Below are 16693 nucleotides of genomic sequence, written 5' to 3'. Positions count from 1 at the left end.
ATGACGAACCAATTCCGCAGGGCCATTCCACAGGCATTGCCCTCTCCTTTTGGACAAGGCTGGCGCCTCGCCTCCTGGCTGGCTGTCCTTTGCCTTGCTATTTTCTTCCTCACCCTGCCAGCGTGTACCGCCCGTGCTGCGGCGAACATCCAGGAGGTGAAATCTGAAAAGGGGATCACCGCCTGGCTGGTGGAAGACCATAAGCTGCCGATCGTCACGCTCCAGTTCGTGTTTGACGGCGGCACCAGCCAGGACCCGGCCGGTAAGGAGGGGCTTGCCAATTTGATGACCGGCTTGTTCGACGAGGGCGCAGGCGATCACGGCGGCGACACCTTTCAGGTGCGGCTCGATGATGCCGGCGCTGAGATGAGCTTCCACGCGCGGCCTGACGGCATCTATGGCTCGGTGCGCATGCTTTCCCAGCGCCAGGACGCCGCTTTCGATCTCATCAGGCTCGCGTTGAACAGGCCCCGCTTCGATCAGGAACCCTTTGACCGAATCCGCGCTCAGCTTCTCTCCGGCATTATTGCCAACGAGCGCGAACCTCACGCGATCGGCAGGGATGCATGGCGGCGCAGGCTCTACGGCGCGCATCCGTATTCGAGGCCGCCCGAGGGCACCAAGGAAAGCCTGGCCCGCATAACGCCCGCCGATCTAAGCGCCTTCCACAAGGCCGCTTTCGCCCGCGAGGGGCTGCACGTGGCGGTTGTCGGCGACATCGATGCCAAAGCCCTGAGTGCAAGGCTCGACCAGTTGTTCGGCGATTTGCCTCAGAAGCAGGCGCTCGCCCAGGTACCTGATGTCACCCCGAAGCTCGGCCAGTGGACGTTGGTCGCATACGCCCTGCCCCAGACTTCGCTCCAGCTGGCTTTTCCCGGCGTCGGACGCAGCGACCCGGAATTCTATGCCGCGCAGCTGATAAACGATATACTCGGAGGCTCGCCCTTCACCTCACGTCTGTTCCAGGAAGTGCGGGAAAAGCGTGGCCTGGCCTACGGTGTGTCCTCTAGTTTGGAAGGCCACCAGCATTCCAACACGCTTGTCGTGACCACGTCGACGCGCGCCGACAGGGCGGCGGAGACGCTCGACCTGATTAGACAAGTAATCAAGGAGCTGGTGGACACCGGGCCAACAGCGGCCGAGCTCGAAGCGAGCAAAAAGTATCTGATCGGGGCCTATGCTATGAGCAATCTGGGTTCCTCCACGGCGATTTCAGCCACGCTTCTCAGGCTGCAGCTCGACAAGCGCGGCATAGACTACATCCAGCACCGCCCTGCCCTCATCGAGCAGGTGACGCTCGACCAGGTCAGGGCGGTGGCGAAGAAGCTGCTTTCGGTCGAGCCCGCCATTATGGGCGTTGGCCCGCGGCTAACTGGTGTCCCGTGACAGCGAATAATCCCGCGCTCTAAGAATAGATGCTGAAGAACTCCGCCCACATACGTTTGGCTGATTCGACTATGGTGCGGCAGGATGAACGCCTTTATTTCTGCCTGCTCGCCCGCAGACTAGGCTCTCGCCCGGCGGTTCGATTGCCGAGCAAGAGACCGTCGACGTCCGAGAAGGTATTAACTTTCGCGTATTTGAAATACGTGAAAGTTCAATTCTCTTAACATATGGAGTCAGTATGCTAACTTTCCCGTATTTCACATACGAGAAAGTTAGAAAATGGCCCTTCACCTCGTCGGGGAAAACATCGATAAGACCCGCAGCCACTATCAGGCTGAAACGGGCAAGCTCGTCCAGCTAATGCGCGGCATCTATGTCGATGCCGGGGAGGATATCGAGGCCACGATACTCAAACACGCCGTCCGCATCGCCAAATACCTGTATCCCAACGCTTACCTCTCGGCGGCGAGCGCTGTCCTTCTCGGCCCGACCCGCGATGGCCGTCTGTTCCTGAGCGGGCGACGAATACAGCGCACGCGCTTGCGCTCGCTGGAAATCATTCAGAACGCAGCTCCCGACCACCCATCAGTCGCTCAAGCGAATGTCGATGATGGCATGGGAGAATTCCGGATCGACGTCTCCTCGATGCGCCAGCGCTTCCTCGAAGCTTTCCGCCTGCGCAGCGAACACGCGGCATCCATCGATGAGACGATGCGCGAGACAATCGCGAACCGCCTCATAGAAGAATACGGCAGCGCCCAGGGCGCTGCCGACGCGACATGGGCGCTTGCCCGCGAAAACCAGTGGTATCGCGAAGGCGAGCACGCTGAGCGCTTCCTCCTCCGCCGTCCAGTGACCGCAGAGCCTGCGCGCAATGAAGCCGCGTTCGATCTGATCGTAGCGTGGCACGGCGCTCCGCTCGGCAATCTCAAACATGATGGTTTTGAGTGGCGCTGGAATCCAGACGATCAGGATGGCCCGCCACTTATTCGCCAGACCACGCCGGGCAAGCTCCCTCCTTTCATCCTCTCGCTGCTGCCTGAAGGCTGGCTTGAGTCGGTGTTGAATGACCGCGACGAGCGCGCGACGCTGCGCTCGGGCAAACGCTACATGTCCAACATCACCATCGTCGAGCGTGCGAGCGATCTCTCCGCCCTGCCGCCCGACGTCCTGCTAACCCGGCTCACTGGCTTCACTAGAAATTCTATCTTCACTGGCCAGTATGCAGGGCCGGGTCGGGGCGATCTGGAGCAGAGCTTCGAGCGCAATCTGGCGCAGATTTTCGAGCGTACCGATACGCCCCGTTTATCGGGCGTTCAGATCAAAGCGCCGATGTTCCTCGATATCGACGGTACTCTCTCCCCCAGTACCGGCAAACCGTTCACCCACATCCTCAAGCCTGCCGGTACAGGTGGATTTGAGGCCCTGCCGGTTATCGAATGGCAGTCGCTCGCTTTGGGCAGCGCGGCCGGTTTCAAGACGCCCGCGACGGCGCTCGTCCCCATGCCTGACGGGATGCCTCCGGCGCTCCTCGTCGAGCGGTTCGACATCAGAACGAGCCTTGACGACAAGCACCTTTTGGCGCTTGAGGATTTTTGCTCAGTGCTCGGTGTGCCCACGGAAGCAAAATACGACGGCACAATGGAGCGAATCGCGCGGGCACTAAGACCGCTATCGACCTCCCCCGAAGACGACGTCCTGCTTGTCCTCAAGCGATCCTTATTCGCCTGGCTGATCGCCGATGGCGACATGCACCTGAAGAACATGGCACTGCTGAAAATCGCAGAGCCCGGCAGCGCGCAGTTCAGCTCAGTCCGCATGGCTCCGCTCTACGACGCGGTCACGACTCGCGTGTTTCCACATCTCGAAAAAGACCGGATGGCCCTCAAGCTGAACGACAAGGACGATCGTCTGCGGCGCGCCGACTTCAAGGCTTTCGCGAGCACGGCTGGCCTCAGGGCAGCCGATGCGGATACCAGCATCGACGATCTTGTTGCAGCCCTCTCACGCGCTCTCAACCACCTCGAATTGCCGCCGCCTCTATCAGACGGCTCTCAAGGCGCGAAGATGGCGGAGCAAATGCGCGCGATCGTCCACGAACGCATCGATGGGTTTGCGTAGATATATCGATCTACTGATACGACGGTTTCCGCTCTCAGACCCAAACACCTTATTGGCCGAACCGCCTAGCCATATAGCGTTCGAGCTTGAGCTTGCGCTTTTTCCCAATCCGGCCTCCCATCCGCGTCCAATTTTTTGACCCCTTATGGACTGTGCGACGTCAGCGTTCGCCCGGGCGGAGCTGGTCAAGGTTGCGCAGCCCGGGCGGGCGCGGATCGCGCTTGGCAGCTGAAGGGTGATCAGGCGCGGTTCTTGAAGCGCCAGGACTCATGTGGACAGGTGACAAGTCATCGATGCTGCGGACTTGCAACTTTTCTCTGTCGTGAAAGGACAAGTTCTTTATCAATAATCCAAAATTTCGCATTGGAATCATAATTCTTGATGATGTTCCCATAGTCTTTCTGCGCGAAGGATCGTTACCCGTATGGGCCAAGACTCTGCTTCGCCGAAGGCCACGCAGGAGCTTGGCCTCTACGACGACGCCATGGAAGCCTTCTTGATGGCGCAGGTTCCGGGCCATTGTGCAGGAAGCGGGCTCCCAGCAAAAACAAATCACACTGGGTAGAAGGACTCGGAAACGCCGCAAACCAACCCTGCAAAATCTCAGAAAACGGCAGGAATGCTGGATTCGGTGAAAAACGAAAGCAAACCTCTTCACTGCAGTCAAACCGCGAAGCCGATGGGGCGTCTTTGCGCGCGGCCCTCGATTTCCGCTTGTGCACGGGCAGGCAAGCTGACACTACCGGTCGATCCCGGACCAGCCGCGCCAGGCGCTGTCATCCTGCGCCAAGCGCAATTGGCAGCTAACGGTCGAATTTAATTTGTTGAACCGGGTGCGAGCGGCACCGATGACCGCCCTTTGAATTGCAGCGTGTTCTCGACATGGCAACGGTCGTCGGTGCGCCGGTCGACGTTATTGTCGTGCATTCCTTTCCCGCTTCGTTCCCGATCACTTCGCGGATCCAATGACAGGTATCGGCGAAGCCGCCGACGCGAGGGCTGCCGCGAAGCTGCGCTTTCCACCATTGCTCATCAGTCCCACGGAGATTGTTTCCAAGTTTCATGAACGGCATCCACGAGCGCTGCGGCTAGATCTTGGACATGGGTCTCGCTCATTGGGGTCGAGAGCGCGCCAGAGCAATTCGTCGTCATTAGAAAACTCCGTTCCAGCATTGCAAGGTGCACCTTTGCGAGCGCCGCCTTCTGCAACGCGCTCGGGAACGAGGTCCGGTAGTTTCGGATCACTTCGGTCTTCAGGTGGAGCCGAAAGAGGGAGCTGGCGCCGGTAACCTGCGCTGGGAGTTCGCGCCTTCTGAGTTGCTCGATGATTTCACTACGAAGCGTTTCGCCCATCTGGTTAAGACGGGCCACGGCATCCTTTGTGTATGATTGTAGTGCCACCAGCCCAGCTGTCATGCTGAGCGGGTTTGCGCTGAACGTGCCGCCGTGAGACACGGCTGGCTTGCCCCTGGTGTGATCGAAGACCGCCATGTACGACGCAGGCCCCGCTACGGCTCCAACGGGCAAACCTCCGCCGATGATCTTGCCCAAAGCGACCAGATCCGGCTCAAAGCCGAAGATGTCATGGGCGCCACGGAAACCGACGCGGTAAGAAACGACCTCGTCAACCACAAGCAGGATACCGTAGCGGTTACAGCAATCCTGGATGACCTCCCGCAAATCCGCCTCTATCGGAACCATGCCCACGCGGGGAGCAACTGGATCGAGAAGGATCGCGGCGAGGCGCTCATGGTGTGCACGGATGAGCTCTCTGCACGACTTGGCCTCGTTGTAAGGAAGGACAAGGACATCCGCGGCGGTGGAGGCGGGAGTTCCACTGGCATAGAGCACACTGTTAGGCGACGAATCGCCCCAGTTGTCTGGTGCAGAATCAAGGCTCACTTCCACATAGTCATAGGCGCCGTGATATGCGCCCTCGAACTTGGCAATCATCGGGCGCCCTGTAATAGCGCGAGCGGCCTTGACAGCGAACATAACAGCCTCGGTGCCGGAGCTCGTAAAGCGGACCTGCTCAAGCTTCGGCGAACGCGTCGTGATTGCTTCCGCGAGCCTGGTCTCGCTTGTGGTCGGAAGCCCGAATGCGGTGCCGTCGTCCAGGACCTTGTGCAGCGCCTCGATCACCGGCGGAAAGGCATGGCCGTGAATGAGCGAGAAGGAGTTGTTTGCGCAGTCGAAGACCTTGCTGCCGTCCGCGTCAGTGATCCAGCTGCCCGCTCCTGCCACAGCATATGGCGGGTGGGGAGCGAAGAACTGCGCAGCACGCATGCTGCCGCCGGGCGTGATCTTTAGCGCTCGTTGAAACTCCTCGCGAGATTTTGGCCCAACGACCTCTCCCCGGTTGTGGCCCAGCCCTGAAATGCGCTGCATGTCCGAACTCCTTGACTACCTTTGTCGAGATGGCGAGGCTCTATAAAACTTTGATGCCATTTGGCGCTGGAGCGAGTTCTGATGGAGGTGCTTGCACCATCAACACGGATCGAGAATGCTGCCTACTTTCGTGGCGGAATCGCAGCTCGCCGGCACTGGTGCCGCAACCATCACGCGAAACTGCGGCGTCGGCACGCCGGCATCGCGGGCTAGTCTCTTGGCGATGATCTTGTCGAGCGCTAGCCCATGCCGGGGCGGGCCGGATCCGGTGTACGGGATGCCCGCCGGGGCATGGCGGAAACGTGGGTGAGACCACTTCTCGCCCTGAATACCGTACGCATGTTGAAGGCGATCCCCGAGGGCCGGGCCTGCGGATGGGCGGCATAAACCACACGAGCGAAGCGAGCAGTTCTTTATCGCCGTCGCACCCCGGCGTCTGGTGGCCGCCCTCTCGCAGTACCGCCGTCATGCTTTCGACCTCGCCGCGGTGGTCGACCTCCGGGCGCGGCTGTCCGAACCGATGATCATGCCGGTGTGACCATGGATCTATACGACGACTACTCGCATCAGCTACTCCCTCAGTTTGCGCACCGTCACGTTCTGCGCGCAGTTGGTTGATCGAGAGGAACAATTCGTCTGGGCCCCCCGGCCGTTAACTGTCACGTGCAATTGACGTGCCACCGAGGAGCGCGATCAAAAGGAGAAAAGCACGCATTCGTGCCACGCGGGTGGGATGCCGGCGCGTCTGTTGTGTCGCGTTTCGAAACTAAGACGTCTTCAATCGGACACGGCCGGAAACAGGAAAATCTCCTGGTCTTCAAGGATAGAGGCAGAGCTCGAGGCAACCAAGGAACATGGATCGGCGCCTATGCTATCTACAAACTGGATCCCTCCAGGTCGATTGCAGCCCCGCCCCTCGAATCGCAGCTCGAGAAGCTCGGCATCGACAACACTCAGCGCCGCGCAGCCTGATCGATCGGTGATGCTCGATCAAGTCAGGGCAGCGGCGGAGCTGCTTCCGGCCGAGCCCGCCATTTATGGTCGTCGGCCTGACGCTGGGGGCAAGGATGAGCCCGGCAGCCCAGTTCGCCTTCCTTCTCCCTTTCTCGGGGAGATAAATTCGGTTCGGTGAGAAAGGCCGGCGGAGCTGTTTTCGCGGGCGTGCGAAGCACCTGCCGGGTCAGTCGACCGATCCGCCGAATCGTGGCTCGCCTTCTCCTCATGGGAGCCTCCCTTCCGATGGCAGAGATCGCGATCCGTTCAGGCCACGTGAACTGGCTGCTCGGTCGGAAGCCGATGTCCATTGTTCAGGTTGTCACTTAATCATCGACCACGACAGTTCAAGAATTCTCCCTTTAAGTTGAGTGCAATGGTCTACCAGCCATCAGGCCGAGGCCCTATAAGCATCCCCGGACGCGGAATATACACCGACGCCTGCTGACATGCGTATCCGCAGTGTTTGAGAGGAATTCAGTATTGCCCCTGTGCCTGCCGATGGTCCGCCACCTGAAATCCGCGGACCTGTTTGGCGCCATTGATCGCCTGCCGGCGCTCGGCACGCCAGTTAGCGAGCGGACATTCGAGGTCCTCAACCCGTCGAGCGGCGAAGTGCTGGCAGTACTTCCCGACATGGGCGTGGAGGAGACACGCGCTGCGATCGAAAAGGCCTACGTAGCGCAGCCTGGATGGGCGGCTCTGACCGCCCGAGAACGCAGCGACGTTCTGTGGCGATGGCATGAGCTGATCATCGACCACGCCGGTGATCTTGCCGCCATACTCACTGCTGAGATGGGCAAGCCGTTTGCCGAAGCCAAGTCGGAGGTTTCGCATGCGGCCGCGTATCTGCAATGGTACGCCGAAGAAGCCAATCGCATCTATGGCGAGACGATCCCCGCACCCTCGACAGACCGTCGCATGCTGGTGATCAAGCAGCCGATCGGTGTGGTCGGCACGATTACGCCATGGAATTTCCCAGCGTCGATGGTGGCGCGCAAGATCTCGCCGGCCTTGGCGGCGGGCTGCGCGATCGTGCTCAAACCTGCTGAACAGACGCCGCTCGTGGCAGGCGCAATGTTCGCCCTCGCGCATCAAGCCGGCTTTCCAGACGGTGTCGTCAACCTGATCTATGCGTCCGAAGGTGCTGGCGTTGGACGCGAACTCTGCTCCAATCCCAAGATCCGCAAGATCAGCTTTACAGGCTCGACCGAGGTTGGCCGGCTGCTCATGCGCCAGTGCTCGGACCAGATCAAGAAGGTCAGCCTCGAGCTCGGCGGCAATGCCCCTTTCATTGTCTTTGATGACGCCGACATCGACGCTGCGGTTGACGGCGCGATCCAGGCGAAGTTCCGCAATGCCGGCCAGACTTGCGTTTCAGCGAACCGCCTTTACGTCCAATCGAGCGTTCACGATGAGTTCGTTGAGAAGTTCGTGGAGAAAGTCCGGTGCTTGTCGGTTGGCGACGGCTTCGCCCCCGGAGTGGACGTCGGACCGCTCATCGACTTGAATGCTTTGGCCAAGATCGAGTCCCACATCGCAGATGCCGTTGCCAAGGGTGGGACAATTCGATGCGGGGCCGAACGTATTGGCAAGGATGGCACCTTCTTCAAGCCCACAGTCCTCACTGAAATCTCCAGCATGATGGCGGTTGCGCAAGAGGAGACTTTCGGGCCGCTGGCGCCGATCATTCGCTTCCACGAGGCGGATCAGGTTGTGCGTGAGGCCAACGACACGATCTACGGCCTCGCCGCCTATTTCTATGCCTCGAACCTGAAGCGTGTCTGGCGCGTGGCCGAGGCATTGGAATATGGCATGGTTGGCATCAACACGGGGCGTATGTCTTCGGAAGCGGCGCCCTTTGGCGGGATGAAGCAGTCCGGCATCGGGCGGGAGGGTTCCCGCCACGGGCTCGAAGACTACCTCGAAATGAAATATCTCTGCATAGGCGGAATCTGATCTCTATGTGGATGGACACCTCCGGCTCAGAATGAACCAAAGGGATGATCGAGCGCTTTGGCGAACCTGCTTGCGGCTGGTTCGGGTCGTCTATCGCGACCCCGGCCTGCGCGCCTTAAGTGTGCATCTAGGCGCCCAGTACGTTGAACCGCCTCTGCGGCGACGAGCCAAGGCGCCGGTACCTGACGGTACGTTGCTCATCCTATCCAACCGCGGCAAGCATCTCATCTGTGCGGGGCGACAGCATCAAGAAGTACCCGGAGATCCACGCCGCCGACAGCTCACCTTATATGGATATCCTGATAGATTCGGCCGCAATCGCTCGTTTGGGCCTCATAAATGTCCCCTGGTAAACGACGTATAGCTTCTTCGGAACGGGCAGGTGCCGATCACAGTTCGGCGCCCCAATTGCCTCATTTAGTAATTTTGTCCGATCACGTTCAGATAGGGTTGAGGGGCATTTTCCGACCCACGTTTTCGGCTCGCTGTCGTGAAATTCAAACACGGGATGAGCGCCCTTTCCGACGTGCTTGAATCGACGCTCGCCCTTGTCATAGCGCTGCCCTGTTGCCTTCCCTTCTTTGCAACGCCGGCCGCTGCCATTTTCTATCTTCACTCCTGCCAAGCATCAATACCCGGCCGCCGCCCCCAAAACGAAGTGTCTCGGGCTCTGCCTCAAAAAATGCCCTAAGTCGCAATACCTCCTCTTCTGTTGCCGCGGCCCAAGCTCGGCGCCTAGCAGGCTTTTGAACGGGTCAGGCTCTTCGCGAAGGGACATCGCAGGCGCCCGACTGTCACCCTGACTTGGCGGAAACGCGAAAACAAATGAACGGGTAAACCACTCGCGGTCGGCGTCAATATCGGTACTGAATCACACCTTGGGGGCGCGGGAGCGACTCTCGAAATCGTTCGATAGGCTGTCCGACCATTGGAAAGTCCGCCAAGGCACCGGCGTGTTTGCGTCCGCGGCGCGAGACAATGCTGGATCACTGTGGTGCCATCAATCACGATGGTTCTGCAGAGAAACGTCTCGCCAGGTGGTTCACGCGAACTAGAACGCGATCGTCCATCAGATGCGCTGACACAGCGAATGTCGTCAGCCCAACGGTGCAGCGCGTCCGCACGGCGAGCGGTTGCGGACACTTTTTACGCCGCAACCTCCTTATTGCCGCACAAGCAATTGAGCGCCCTTCGCGCATCGCTCTGAATCGCTACAGTCGCCGGCATTCTCGCCTGGACAAGATACAGTGACACTAGACGTGCCCAGGCCGCACATCCACGAGAGACATTGAGGGGTGAGATCCAATGATTATAGCGCATCTGCTCGACATGGACGGGGTCCTGGTCCGCGGCGGCCAACCGATTGCTGGCTCGGTCGACTATGTCGCCGGGCTAGTCGCCAAGGGTGAGCCGTTTCAGATCTTCACCAATAACTCGCGCTTCACGCCCGAAGATCATGCCGAGCGTCTAAGAGCGCTTGGCTTCGCCGTGCAGCCAGAGCACATCTACACGTCGGCGCTCGCCACTGCGCGGTTCGTGGAACTGCAAAAGCGCGGATCATCTGCTTATGTCATCGGCGACCACGGTCTGGTCGAGGCCCTGCGGCAGGCAGGCTGCCGGATAACGGAGTTTGCCCCCGAGTTCGTGGTCCTCGGAGACACCACTTCGTACCACTACGAGCAGATCGCAACTGGCGCCGAGCTTGTGGCGAAGGGCGCGCGCTTTCTCGCCACCAATCCGGATGCGACTGGCCCGACCGAGCGGGGCTCCCATCCGGCATGCGGTGCAGTCGCAGCACTAATCGAGAAGGCCACCGGCCGTCAGCCCTATTTCGTCGGGAAGCCGAACCCGTTCATGATGCGCAACGTGCTCGACCGGCTCGGAGTGCGAGCTGTCGATACCATCATGGTCGGTGACCGCATGGACACCGACGTGCTCGCCGGGCTGGAATCGGGGCTGAAGACAGCCCTTGTGCTTACTGGGGTCACGAAACTGGCTGACATAGAGCGGTTTCCATTCAGGCCGGACCACGTGGTCGAGTGCCTTGCCGATCTGGGCCAGATCATCGTGAACCAATAAGCCGAGGGCACCACTACACGAAGACCAAAGGCTCCCTCTGCGTTCCGCATGGCGGCCGTCAACCTGGGCAATTATCGGCAGGAACAGCTGGCCGCATCCAGAAAAGAAGTGATAAGCATGACAACTTAGTCGAAAATATACCCATGTAGACCAATGCAGGCCGGTCTTGGCTTCTATGAAGCAAGAGTCTTCGACCGAAGAGTCTCGCGCGCCGAAGTAGGCTACGTCCAGCGAATGGGTCAGGTCGGATCAACCAGATGCGTTCGCTGCGACACTCACGCCCGACACCGCCTTCGTTTCTGTGATGGCTGCGAACCACGAGATGGGCGTCGTTTAACCCATTGGAGTTTAGACCGATATGCGCCTCGCTCCGGAGGCGATCCTACACGTGGACGCCGCGCAGGTTGTTAGTCGTATACCCATAGATCTGACAGACGAGTTCGTCGAAGTCGATCTGCTCTCCCTATCAGCGCATAAATTCCAGGGCCCGAAAGGCGTTGGCGCGTTATACATTAGGGAGGGGTTGCGCCTCGAACCGCTTTTTTATGGTGAACAGGAGGACGGGCGACGGCGCGGGGACGCTGAACAGCTAAGCAGCCGTCTGACTGGCCGTTGCCGCGAACAGGCGGCTCGGCGGCTGCGTCTAGCGAGTGGCATCGACGCGCTTCGAAACAACTTTGAACGGGAGTTGGCAATCCGCCTGCCGCAAGTACGTCTTAATGGGATTCAAGCACCGCGCCTTCCAAATACGTGCTCTTTGACCATCCCGTGGTGTGAGGCCGATGCGAATGTCGAGCGCCTGGCGATGCGCGGAATCTGTCTCTCCACAGGTACCGCATTGCGCCTCTAATTTGAAGTTCTGAACGCGAGTACATCTGAACACGGATGCCCGGCAGGAGACTGAGCTCGCTGCCGGGCCGGGTACGCCTTGGGAGGTGGCGTAATTCAGCGACTCTCGTGGAGGTGGGAACCACTCAGTCCGCGTGTTTTGCTGAATAGCATGCATGTACCGTGCCAGGTCAAAAAGCGCTTAAAAACACCCGAGAGTCAGGTTCCTGTACCTTGCGTACTCGACATTGTCGGCTATCGGACAATACGAACGTGCCTCTTGGCATCGAGGATGCCTCAACCAGAGCGCCCTCGAAGGCCGTTCGCTGCCATGTCGAGCGGGCCAATCGGTGGTAACGGGTTTTAGCTCCGAACTGTTCGCCCGCTGACGCACAGGGCGGACTGTCACTTTTTAAAGAAGGAAATCTCTGTACCCTCCATTGATGAGTGCGCGGCCACGCGAGACGGCACGGCGAATGCGGTCGCGCAGATGATCGCGAGGATCCCTCCAGTCGGCATGGACGCGCCGTTGACCAACCAGCGCTTCGGCGAGCTCACGATGTGACGCTCCAGCAAGTGAGCCGTCGAGCGCACGAAGAATGAAGGTCAAACGCGGACCGCGTCTTTCCGGCGGAAACAAGCGGGCGGGCAGGTGTTGACCCAGACTTAGAGCATTGAGGCACTCGAGCGCCCTCAGACGGGGCTTCGAAAGCATCGCTGGCCAGATCGCCTCGGTGCGGAGGCAAACAGGGCGCAAGATATCCGCGCCAGAGACGGCGAGCTGGAGCGTATGTTCCGCATTGCGAAGAAGAACATGCTGGCCCTTGTCGGGCGCCAGCAGGACCGTCGCACGACATGGCAACGCCGAGAGCTCGAACGGCAATGTCGCCGAGGATGCGGACAGCTGTTCTGCAATGACCGGCAGCACATGGACGCACCAGAGCGGAGACCAGAATACGAGCGAATTTCGCCCATAAGACTCGGCGAAACAGGAGACCCCATTGTGACAGGTCGCCGGGCGACGCGACCACGTCGAGAAAGGGTTGGTGCGACAAAGTATTGGCCTGCTGGCTTGCAGCCGTCAAATCACGCTGGAATGCTGGATTGCGGCGCAAGAACTCCCAGGCCCATTCGCGCGGCGTCAGACCAGCGGTGTAATCGTACGATCTTTCATCGCGCCAATCAGCCTCATCCGCGCCAGTCACGAGAACTGTAGGCATCACTGTGCTCCCCTGCCCGCCCCCAGGGAGGCCGAAACATCATGCCACCTGGCAAAGCACCGGCGCCGGGGCCACCAGACCCCGATGACGCCATTTGGTCGAAGAGTGTGCCATTGGCACCTTGGAGGGCAGAAGGCGCGCGCAAATGGCCACCAGACCGTCGAACCCGCGCAGCGACAGCCAGCGCGGCCTGAGCACGCCAAGGGAGCCGGTTTGATGGCGGTGATCGGCTCCTGCGTCGCGTTCCAGACGTTCCTTGCAGGCGCATTAGCGTGGCGGTGGATTGCACGCTGCTTGTGGGAAAGTTGTCGTAGCGCCGGCGCTATAAGCTCAGTCATGGAGGTCTCCTCGGGGGAATTTCCGCCATTGGAGGCCAAGTTCCGCGCTATGGCAGCCTGTATAGTTGTACAGGTTAAGCCGACAGCTCAGTGGACCGCAAAACGAACCGGCGAGGCGCGCAGATCGCTTTTTGCCGGTGCTCACGCCGGGGTTTTGCGAGCGGCATGGAGATGGAGCGGCCGGGGCTCACTAGCGCCTGCTGCAGCTGATTCTTCCAAGCAGACTTGCCCCGCACTGCCCTGTTGCCGCGGCACACCAATGCGTAGCGTCAGGTAGACATCGTCGACCATTAGGCGTCTCGTTGAGATACTACGCCGAGCCCGAGCTCCCCCAATCCTAAACCCTCATATCGGACGGCGGCCCGACATCAGCCCAGGTTGCCATAGGGACGAGTCCCATGCGTTCGCCCGAATGCAGCTTGGTGACTTGATCGACAGACTTCAAGAATGCAACCAAGGGAACGGTGCAGGCCAAGATTGCGGCAGGGCTTGGGCACCATCAGGTCGCCCAAGCGGCGCCAGCCCTTTCCTCGAATCTCCGGTTTTTTGCCGCTGGACCACAGCCCAGCCACTCCTGCTTGAGTGCTGCACGGTGTCACCGCTCGCGCCGGAGGTTGATCCGGTGATTACGGGGTACGCTCGTTGTCGCATTCGCGACGATGTCTGACATCTGACACAGCGCTGCCAGAGCGATCCCATTGTTCCGTAAGGATTTCCCAGTTGGCACGACCGTTGCGGTCCTATGCGCAAAAGCACTGCGACGCCGCACCGACTGGGAAGAACTCATCCATGATCACGCTTTTCGAGCATGCGGGCGACGCCGCAAACATTGATCCTTCTCGAGCAGGCGAGAGCCATTGCGCCTTCATTCCTCAGGTCTTTCGCACATGAGCGAATTCGATTTCCGCCCAACGCTGAATGCGCCCGACGATGACCCTCATCTTTGGCTTGAAGATGTAGAAGGCGAACCGGCACTTGCGTGGACCGCCAGCCAGTCGGCAAAGACCCTGAAGCACTTCGCGGGAACGCAGTTCGAGCGCGACCGGGCGGCCCTGACAGCGATTTTCGACCGTCCTGACAAGATTCCCACCATCTGGCGCCGTGGTCAGTACCTCTACAATTTCTGGCAAGATGCCGGAAATCCGCGCGGACAGTGGCGCCGGACCACCCTTGCCGCCTACATGAAGGCGGATCCCCAATGGGAGCTACTGGTCGATCTGGACGCCCTCGCGGCTAGCGACGGAGAAGACTGGGTCTGGGGCGGCGCGTCGATCGAGCCGGAGACGCGCGAAAGAGCCGTCTTGCGCCTGTCGCGCGGCGGCAGCGACGCGGTCGTGCATCGCGAATTCGACCTGAGCTCTCTGAGCTTTGTCGCCGACGGTTTCAATCTCCCCGAGGCCAAGGGTGACATTGATTGGCTCGACCCCAACACGCTTCTGCTTTCCAGTGCGCTTGGTCATGGCATGGCCACCCGCTCCGGTTACGCGCGCACCGTGCGACTGTGGAAGCGTGGCGCGGATCCCCTCACCGCGCCGGTAATCTTCGAGACCGGTTCCGAAACCCTGGGTGTGTCTGGCCATCTGGACCGTACCGCCGAGAGCGAGCGCGTGTGGTTCATCGAGCAGCTGGCCTGCTTCGAGAAGATAGTCCGCATTGGCGATGAAAGCGGGCCGAAGATTGAGATCGACCTTCCTAAGGACGCCTGGTGGGGTAACTTCGGCGATTGGCTGGCGGTAAAGCCGCGCACAGCATGGACGGTTGCCGGGACGACCTATCACGCCGACGCGCTGATCGGCATCTCGCTTTCCTCTTTCCTGGCCGGCGAACGCCGTTTCAGTACCCTGTTTGAACCGGACGAGAGGCGCTGTCTGCAGTCATTCTTCTGGAATGACGGGAAGCTCATTATCGCCTACCTGGCGAACCTCGTTCCTAGATTCGAGGTGTTCACGCCGGGCCCGCAGGAATGGACGCGCCGAGCCCTGGACACCGTTCCCGTGCAAGGGACTGTTCACCTCTGGTCACTCGATGCCGCAGACCACGAGACCAATGGGGAGGTTCTGGTCGGGGCTCATGATCCAATCACCCCGCCGCAGCTTTTCCTATTCGATCTCAATGCCGCGCCGCCTGTCAGCGCTTCAGTAATCCTGAAGCGCAGCCCGGAGAATTTCGACGCATCCGGCCTGGTGGTCACGCGCCACGAGGCAGTATCGATCGATGGTGAGATGATTCCCTATACACAGGTCGGCCCGGCGGATGGGAACGGGGATGCCCCGGTTCATCTCAGCGCCTATGGCGGGTTCGGCATATCGCTCCTGCCCTCCTACAACTCCTCGCTCGGCAAGCTGTGGCTCGAGCGCGGCGGCACGTGTGTGGTGGCGAACATCCGCGGGGGCGGCGAGTTCGGCACCCGGTGGCACGATGCCGGGCGGAGGGAGGGCAAGCGTCTCGCCCATGACGATTTCGCCGCCGTTGCCGCCGACCTCGTGCGAAGGGGCATTACGCTGCCGAGGCGGATTGCCGCCGAGGGCGGCTCAAATGGCGGCCTGCTGATCGCCAACATGCTTACCCGCTATCCTGAGCATTTCGGCGCGCTGTTCTGCACGGTTCCGCTTATCGATATGCGCCGCTACACCAAGCTCCTGGCGGGCGCGAGCTGGATCGACGAATATGGCGATCCCGACAAGGCTGACGATTGGGCTTTCCTGAAGGAAGTCTCCGCCTATCACGCCGCGACGCCCGGACAGCCCTATCCGCCTATCCTGCTCGCGACCACGAAGCGGGACGACCGCGTCCATCCGGGCCACGCGCGCAAGATGGCGGCAAAGCTGCAGGCCCTTGGCTATCCCGCGTACTTCTACGAGCCCGGCGCGGGCGGCCACGGCTACGGCAAGGACAATCGGGAGCGCGCTGCATTCATCAGTCTTGGCATCCACTTCCTTCGCAGCGCGATCGGCTGGCACGCCGATAGCTTTCATAGACGACCGGGAGCTCGAGAAAGGCGGGCGTCGAATGAGTGAGTAGAGGTCGAGGACTGCGATAAGGTGCAAATAATGCGAGCACGGTTTGCGCAAATGCGCGCCCCGCACGCTGTCGATATCAATCAATACTGCAGGACTATTGCAGTCTACCATTTCTGAAGAGCAAGGAGAAATATCATGGCAACAAATCGAGTGAAGGTGGCGCGGGGAGTAACAGCGGCCGTCGTCTTGATGCTGCTGGCACAGCCGGCTATCGCGACTCCAAAAGCCCCCTGCGCCTCTCCGCCTCCCCCTCCGCCGCCCCCCGAACCCAGCCCCGCAAACACACCAAACAAAAAACCAAAAAAAGGGGGGTTACCCCAGACCCCCCCCCGGGCCAAAATATGGCTAAAGTAAAAAAAAT

At 60.2% G+C, this 16693-nt stretch carries 8 protein-coding genes and 2 pseudogenes; 6 read left to right on the top strand and 4 right to left on the bottom strand.

Annotated features, from left to right (window positions below; translation table 11 throughout):
- Window positions 1-1386, top strand: a complete 1386-nt coding sequence (locus tag AC0L3O_RS21970) for a M16 family metallopeptidase (protein ID WP_473616641.1) — start codon at window positions 1-3, stop codon at window positions 1384-1386.
- A 279-nt stretch (window positions 1387-1665) separates the two neighbouring features.
- Window positions 1666-3507 (top strand): type II toxin-antitoxin system HipA family toxin, encoded by a 1842-nt coding sequence (locus AC0L3O_RS21965; RefSeq protein ID WP_473616574.1) that lies wholly within the window; start codon window positions 1666-1668, stop codon window positions 3505-3507.
- 1032 nt (window positions 3508-4539) lie between these two features.
- Here AC0L3O_RS21965 and AC0L3O_RS21960 read toward each other — a convergent pair.
- Window positions 4540-5895, bottom strand: a complete 1356-nt coding sequence (locus AC0L3O_RS21960; protein ID WP_473616573.1) for an aspartate aminotransferase family protein — start codon at window positions 5893-5895, stop codon at window positions 4540-4542.
- 1476 nt (window positions 5896-7371) lie between these two features.
- Here AC0L3O_RS21960 and AC0L3O_RS21955 point away from each other — a divergent pair.
- The 3 genes from AC0L3O_RS21955 (at window position 7372) to AC0L3O_RS21945 (ending at window position 11776) form a co-directional block, all read left to right on the top strand.
- The gene (locus tag AC0L3O_RS21955) at window positions 7372-8847 is read left to right on the top strand and encodes an NAD-dependent succinate-semialdehyde dehydrogenase (RefSeq protein WP_473536680.1); all 1476 of its coding nucleotides are present in this window, start codon (window positions 7372-7374) and stop codon (window positions 8845-8847) included.
- Window positions 8848-10152: 1305 nt separating this feature from the next.
- Entirely contained in the window at window positions 10153-10926 is a 774-nt protein-coding gene (locus tag AC0L3O_RS21950; protein ID WP_473497314.1) for an HAD-IIA family hydrolase, read from the top strand.
- A 358-nt stretch (window positions 10927-11284) separates the two neighbouring features.
- A complete protein-coding gene (locus AC0L3O_RS21945) occupies window positions 11285-11776 on the top strand; it encodes an aminotransferase class V-fold PLP-dependent enzyme (RefSeq protein ID WP_473616571.1) in 492 nt (163 codons plus the stop codon).
- A gap of 390 nt (window positions 11777-12166) precedes the next feature.
- Here AC0L3O_RS21945 and AC0L3O_RS21940 read toward each other — a convergent pair whose 3' ends face one another.
- Both AC0L3O_RS21940 and AC0L3O_RS21935 read right to left on the bottom strand, forming a co-directional pair.
- Window positions 12167-12682, bottom strand: a complete 516-nt coding sequence (locus tag AC0L3O_RS21940; RefSeq protein ID WP_473616570.1) for a DUF2285 domain-containing protein — start codon at window positions 12680-12682, stop codon at window positions 12167-12169.
- 115 nt (window positions 12683-12797) lie between these two features.
- Window positions 12798-12974 (bottom strand): annotated as a pseudogene (locus AC0L3O_RS21935) (transcriptional regulator domain-containing protein); the annotation flags it as partial.
- A gap of 1225 nt (window positions 12975-14199) precedes the next feature.
- On the opposite strand from AC0L3O_RS21935, the gene AC0L3O_RS21930 reads away from it, so the two are divergent.
- On the top strand, window positions 14200-16329 hold the full coding sequence (locus AC0L3O_RS21930) for a prolyl oligopeptidase family serine peptidase (RefSeq protein ID WP_473616569.1): 2130 nt from the start codon (window positions 14200-14202) through the stop codon (window positions 16327-16329).
- Window positions 16330-16436: 107 nt separating this feature from the next.
- On the opposite strand, the pseudogene AC0L3O_RS21925 reads toward AC0L3O_RS21930, so the two are convergent.
- Window positions 16437-16693: pseudogene (locus AC0L3O_RS21925) on the bottom strand (hypothetical protein); the annotation flags it as partial.

The organism is Mesorhizobium sp. WSM4810 (assembly GCF_055811235.1).
Note: the sequence above shows the minus strand (reverse complement) of the source record. Positions and strands in the feature narration are given on the sequence as shown.

Coding starts and splice junctions, on each gene's coding strand:
- AC0L3O_RS21970 (WP_473616641.1), top strand. CDS start 1: ATGACGAACCAATTCCGCAGGGCCATTCCACAGGCATTGCCCTCTCCT.
- AC0L3O_RS21965 (WP_473616574.1), top strand. CDS start 1,666: ATGGCCCTTCACCTCGTCGGGGAAAACATCGATAAGACCCGCAGCCAC.
- AC0L3O_RS21960 (WP_473616573.1), bottom strand. CDS start 5,895: ATGCAGCGCATTTCAGGGCTGGGCCACAACCGGGGAGAGGTCGTTGGG.
- AC0L3O_RS21950 (WP_473497314.1), top strand. CDS start 10,153: ATGATTATAGCGCATCTGCTCGACATGGACGGGGTCCTGGTCCGCGGC.
- AC0L3O_RS21945 (WP_473616571.1), top strand. CDS start 11,285: ATGCGCCTCGCTCCGGAGGCGATCCTACACGTGGACGCCGCGCAGGTT.
- AC0L3O_RS21930 (WP_473616569.1), top strand. CDS start 14,200: ATGAGCGAATTCGATTTCCGCCCAACGCTGAATGCGCCCGACGATGAC.